Origin of the sequence: Thioalkalivibrio sp. ALJ12 (assembly GCF_000378305.1) — a bacterium.
In the GTDB taxonomy this organism is placed as follows: Bacteria; Pseudomonadota; Gammaproteobacteria; order Ectothiorhodospirales; family Ectothiorhodospiraceae; genus Thioalkalivibrio.
The window spans coordinates 1-5,567 of the sequence record NZ_KB899540.1; the positions used below are offsets into that span (position 1 = coordinate 1).

A 5,567-nucleotide genomic window follows, 5' to 3' on the forward strand; every position below is an offset into this window, starting at 1 on the left:
CCAGCGCTGGGGACACACCCTCGGAGATCGCCACGGCGCTGCGCGCCTCGCGATGACGGTGTTTGGTTGCGAAGACGGGTTGAGAAGGCGACGAAAAAAAAGGACACCCACCTTGTTGAGGTTTGCCCGCTTCGCTAGACGTAGCTGCTGCCCGCCTGGGCGCAGACGCTGGAAGAAGAATTGACCGGAGGCCCGCTCAGTCCGACAGCAGCCGCGAGAAGATGGACGGCGCCGGCCCGTCCACGGCGACCTCGTCCCCCACGAAGGCGGGCCGGATCACGGCACGGTAGTTGCGGATGCGCTGCACGTAGTACACCGGCTGGTAACCGCGCGCGTAGCCGAACCGCAGATCGCGGTAATAGCGTTCCTCGGTCAGCAGCGGCAGCACCTCGCGCATGTCCGCCCAGCGGTCTGGGTCGCGATCCAGTTCTCTCGCCAGGCGCCGTGCATCCAGCAGGTGCCCGCGGCCGATGTTGTAGGCCGCCAGCGCGAGATACGTACGGTCCGGTTCCGGGATGTCCTCGTCCAGGCGCTCGTGCATCTGGTGCAGGTAGCGCGCGCCACCGCGAATGCTCTGCTCCGGATCCAGGCGATCCTCGATCCCCAGCTCCTGCGCGGTGCGCTGGGTCAACATCATCATCCCGCGCACCCCGGTGGGACTGCGCGCCTGCGGATCCCAGTGCGACTCCTGGTAGGCCAGCGCGGCCAGCAGGTCGGCTGGCAGTTCGTACTCGTCAGCGGCCTCCTCGAACACCGGGCGGAAATCCGGCAGCCGCTGGTCGATGCGCCGGGTCAGCGCACGCAGGTCCACGAAGTCGAATTCCGGGACGTAGGCATAGTACTGCTCGTCCACCCGGGCACGCACCTGCGTCCCCTCGTCGGTGTCCATCCACGCACCCGCCTGCGCCGCAAGTTCCTCGAAATCGGGGTGCAGATACCAGCCGATCGCGCGTTCATCACTCACGTCGAAGGCCACTTCCAGGTGCGGGAAGATCCGCTGGTTGAGGTCGACGATATGCGAGTCGGCCACTGTACAGTCGAGTTCGCCCTCTTCCACGGCCGCCAGCAGGCGCTCGGTGCCCTCCGGCTCGGCGCGATGGGCCACCGGCTCGTCCAGCGCCTGCAGGGTTTCGACGTAGGCGCTGCCGGCGCTGACTGCCAGCTCCAGCCCGTCCAGATCGGCGGCCGACTCCGGCAGCGAGCCGCGATCGCGGTGACACACGACCTGCTCGGTCACCTCGGTATGCTGCGGCCCGCGGAGGAAATCCTCATCGCGCGATTCCAGATGCGTGAGACCGGCCGCCGCCATATGGACCTCGCCGGAGGCCAGGGACTTCAGCACCTCGCCCACCGAGTCCACCACCTTCCATTGGACCTCCCAGCCACGCGCGGCTGCGAAGGCTTCCACCAGGTCGTGTTCCGGGCCTGCGGTCTCGGTGTGGCGGTCGTAGAACCAGGCGGTGGGGGCATTGCGGGTCACCACCACCAGTTCACCGGTGCCCTCCGGATGTTCCAGCGACGAGCCCGACACCCCCGGCACTTCCGACTGCCCATCCCCGGGACCACAGGCCATCAGCACGACCGCCGACGCGGTCATCAGACCTGAACGCCGCCAGCGACTCGGATGCAGCAAATGGATGTACGAATCAGTGGACATGAGATCCCTCCCCGAGCGGCGTCTCCTGACAGCCGGCTGGCCCGAACGGCCCGAAAGCTACCCTAGACCTTCGGTAGATGCGGTCCGCCCCACAACCAACCCCGATTTCATGAGGGTTGTGACGCGGAACCCCGCCGCGCCCCCTAGGGGTATCTACCAGGCAAACACCGACCGCCCGCAGGGAGACATTCGATGCAAGAAGTAGAGAAGGAAGAAGAGGACACCCACCCTCTTGATGCTGCAGCTACTCGTCGTTCAGCGCCAGTTGTCCCCCCACCTGACGGCGGACGAACCAGAAAGCCCAGCGGCGACAGGCTGGCGCGGACGGTTTACCCTCAAGGGGCATTGATCGAGTAAGGGCCTGCCCATGCCGTTTCCCGCACAGAAGACAAAGATAGTGGCCACCATCGGGCCGGCGTCCGACTCCCCGGACACGCTGCGGCGGATGATGCAGGCCGGGCTCAATGTGACACGGCTGAACTTCTCGCACGGCGATGCCGCCTACCACACCGAGCTAATCGGCCGTATCCGCGAGGCGGCGCAGGAGACCGGCGCCCGCGTCGCGATACTCGGCGACCTGCCGGGGCCGAAGATGCGGATCGGCGAGCTGGCCGAGGAGCCGATCGAACTGGAGCCCGGCGCGACGATCACGCTGACCACGGAGGACTGCGTCGGCGATGCTTCTCGTGTCAGCGTGTCGTTCTCCGAGCTGCCGGAGGCGGTACAGCCCGGTGATGCGCTGTTTCTGAATGACGGCTACATCGAACTGGAGGTGGTATCGGTCGAGGGCCGCGAGGTCGCCTGCCGCGTGCTGACCGGCGGGGAACTGCGCTCGCGCAAGGGCTTGAACCTGCCGGGCATCGATCTCGGCATCCGCGCCTTTACCCTGGACGACCACGACTGGCTGCGGTTTGCGGCGGAACACGGCGTGGATGCCGTGAGCCAGAGCTTCGTGGTCGATGGCGACGACATCCTGGCCGTGCGCAAGGCGGCGGAGGCGCTGGGCTACAGCCCCTTTATCATCGCCAAGATCGAGCGCGCCGCGGCGCTGGAGCAGCTCGACGGCATCCTCGAGGCGGCGGACGGCATCATGGTGGCGCGCGGGGATCTGGGGGTGGAGATCCCGATCGCGAGCATCGCCCTCGCCCAGCGCCGTATCACCCGGCGCGCCAACCAGCACAACCGTCCGGTGATCACCGCCACCCAGATGCTGGAGTCCATGGTCACCTCGCGCCGGCCCACGCGCGCCGAGGCCACCGACGTGGCGAATGCCATCCTCGGCGGTACGGACTGCGTAATGCTCTCCGGCGAATCGGCCATGGGGCGTTATCCGGTGGAATCCGTGGCGATGCTGGCCGCTATCGCCCGCTCGATCGAACCGGAGCGTGACAGCGGCATGGCCCCGGATAGTCCAGACGAGCCCGAAGAAGCCGGGCACGATCGCGCGGTCGACCTGATCGCGCGCAGCGTATTCCACACCGCGCAACGGCGCCTGCCGCGCGTCACCCTGGCGCCCACGCTCAGTGGCGCGACCGCCCGGCGCATCGCGCGCCTGCGCCTGCCCTGCTGGGTCGCCGCCTTCACCCCGGATCCGGAAACCGCCCAGAACCTGCAGTTCTCCTACGGCGTCCAGCCGGTGGCAGTCGCTGAGGACCGCAGCGACTGGAACGACTTTGCGCGCCAGTGGCTCGCCGAGAACGCCATCCACGACGGTCTCGCCCTCCTCGTTCAGGGCCCCTCGGGCCCCAACCCCACCGGCAATCATCGCCTGGAGCTGCTCGAACTCGACAGCCCCCGCCAGGGACACGCACCAGGGCATACCTGAGCAAAGGTCAACAAGAACACATCCTTCTTCCCTGCCGCGTCATGGCGAGGTCCCGCAGGGGCCGTGGCCATCTCCGAATGCAGCCCCAAACGTCCGCCTCGATCAGCGCCGGGGACATCCACAGAGATCGCCACGGCGCTGCGCGCCTCGCGATGACGGTGTTTGCTTCTCCGCCGTGATGAAACCTCAAAGGGGCGACGAAGACGAGGACACCCACCTTCTCTGCCGCGTCATGGCGAGGTCCCGCAGGGGCCGTGGCCATCTCCGAATCCAACCCCAGACGTCCGCCTCGATCAACGCCGGGGACATCCACAGAGATCGCCACGGCGCTGCGCGCCTCGCGATGACGGTGTTTGCTTCTCCGCCGTGATGAAACCTCAAAGGGGCGACGAAGACGAGGACACCCACCTTCTCTGCCGCGTCATGGCGAGGTCCCGCAGGGGCCGCGGCCATCTCCGAATCCAACCCCAAACGTCCGCCTCGATCAGCGCCGAGGACATCCACAGAGATCGCCACGGCGCTGCGCGCCTCGCGATGACGGTGTTTGCTTCTCCGTGTGGTGAAACCTCAAAGGGGCGACGAAGACGAGGACACCCACCTTCTCTGCCGCGTCATGGCGAGGTCCCGCAGGGGCCGTGGCCATCTCCGAATTCAGCCCCAGACGTCCGCCTCGATCAGCGCCGAGGACATCCACAGAGATCGCCACGGCGCTGCGCGCCTCGCGATGACGGTGTTTGCTTCTCCGTGTGGTGAAGCCTCACGGGGGCGACGAAGACGAGGACACCCATCGTGTCCGCTCCGCAACGGGGTGGTCAGCGCCCGGGGTTGCTTGCGGCCGAGTGCCCAGGCTGTATGCTCGGGCGCTCCGCAAACATTGCCAGCGAGAACCACCACCATGGGTACGCCTGCCGACTCCCCGGACCCGGAACAGCCCGAAGGTCCGAGCATTGCCGATCAGGACGGCTTTGCCGCGTTTGAACGCGGCGACTATCGGACCGCCGGGGAACTGTGGGCGGCCAGCGCCGAGGCCGGCTCGGCCTGGGCCCAGTTAGGCATGGGGATTCTGTATGCCGACGGCCTGGGGCTGGAGGCCGATGCCGAGCGTGCGCGCGGGTACTGGGAACAGGCCGCGGAGCAGGGGCTGAGCGATGCCAGCTTCAACCTGGGCGTGATGGCGGAGAAGGCCGACCCCGCCGATGTCGACGCGGCCCGACACTGGTACCGCCATGCGGCCGAGGCGGGTCACGTCGTGGCGCAGAACAACCTGGCCGTGCTGCTGCAGAACGCGGGCGACGAGGCCGCCGCCACCGAAGCCGTCCAGTGGTGGAAACGCTCTGCGGAGCACGGCGACCCCGACGCCCTGAACAGTCTCGGTGTCGCGCACCAGCAAGGCAGCGGATGCGCGCGCGATCGGGCCGCGGCAGCCGAGTACTACGCCCAGGCCGCCGAGGCGGGACACCGCGACGCGGCCTTCAACCTCGCCCTGGCCCTGGAACAGGGCGACGGCGTGGCGACGGACATGACCGGCGCCGCCCACTGGTATCGGCAAGCCGCCGAGGCCGGAGACCCGGACGCCGCAGCCCGCCTGGGCAACCTCTGCCGCGACGGCAACGGCACGCAGGAAGACCTGGCGGCGGCGGCCCACTGGTATCGCGCCGCGGCCGAAGCCGGCCATCCCCTGGCTCAGGCGAATCTGGGCGTCCTCCTGGAACGGGGGCTAGGGGTGGCTCAGGACGAGGCGGCCGCGGCCGCCTGGTACCTGGCCTCGGCGCGGCAGGGGCTGGCCCCGGCGCAGTACAACATGGGCATCGTGCTCGCCGAGGGCCGTGGCGTGGAGGCCGACCTGCCCGGTGCCTGGGTCTGGTTCGCGCGCGCAGCCGATCAGGGCCACAAGCCGGCCGCGGAAGCCCGCGACTACGTCCACCAGCAGCTCACCCCGGAGCAACGCAGCGAGGCCGAGGCGCGCAAGACCGAGACCTCCCGCTAGACCACCAGCGCGGCAACCAAAGGGCAGCAAGCCCAATCCCCGCCTCGTCATGGCGAGGCCCGGAGGGGCCGTGGCCATCTCCAAACGCAACCCCGGAC

The 5,567-nt window shown here is 68.3% G+C and carries 3 protein-coding genes; 2 read left to right on the forward strand and 1 reads right to left on the reverse strand.

Annotated features, from left to right (window positions below; genetic code table 11):
- Positions 1–196: 196 nt before the first annotated feature.
- Complete coding sequence (gene mltF, locus F467_RS0110200) at positions 197–1,657, reverse strand: membrane-bound lytic murein transglycosylase MltF (protein ID WP_018137555.1); 1,461 nt, start codon at positions 1,655–1,657, stop codon at positions 197–199.
- A gap of 367 nt (positions 1,658–2,024) precedes the next feature.
- Here mltF and pyk point away from each other — a divergent pair, with 367 nt between their 5' ends.
- Positions 2,025–3,482: a pyruvate kinase gene (gene pyk, locus F467_RS0110205; RefSeq protein ID WP_018137554.1), complete on the forward strand. Its 1,458-nt coding sequence runs from the start codon at positions 2,025–2,027 to the stop codon at positions 3,480–3,482.
- Between the two features lie 895 nt (positions 3,483–4,377).
- Complete coding sequence (locus F467_RS0110210; protein ID WP_018137547.1) at positions 4,378–5,469, forward strand: tetratricopeptide repeat protein; 1,092 nt, start codon at positions 4,378–4,380, stop codon at positions 5,467–5,469.
- Positions 5,470–5,567: the final 98 nt, after the last annotated feature.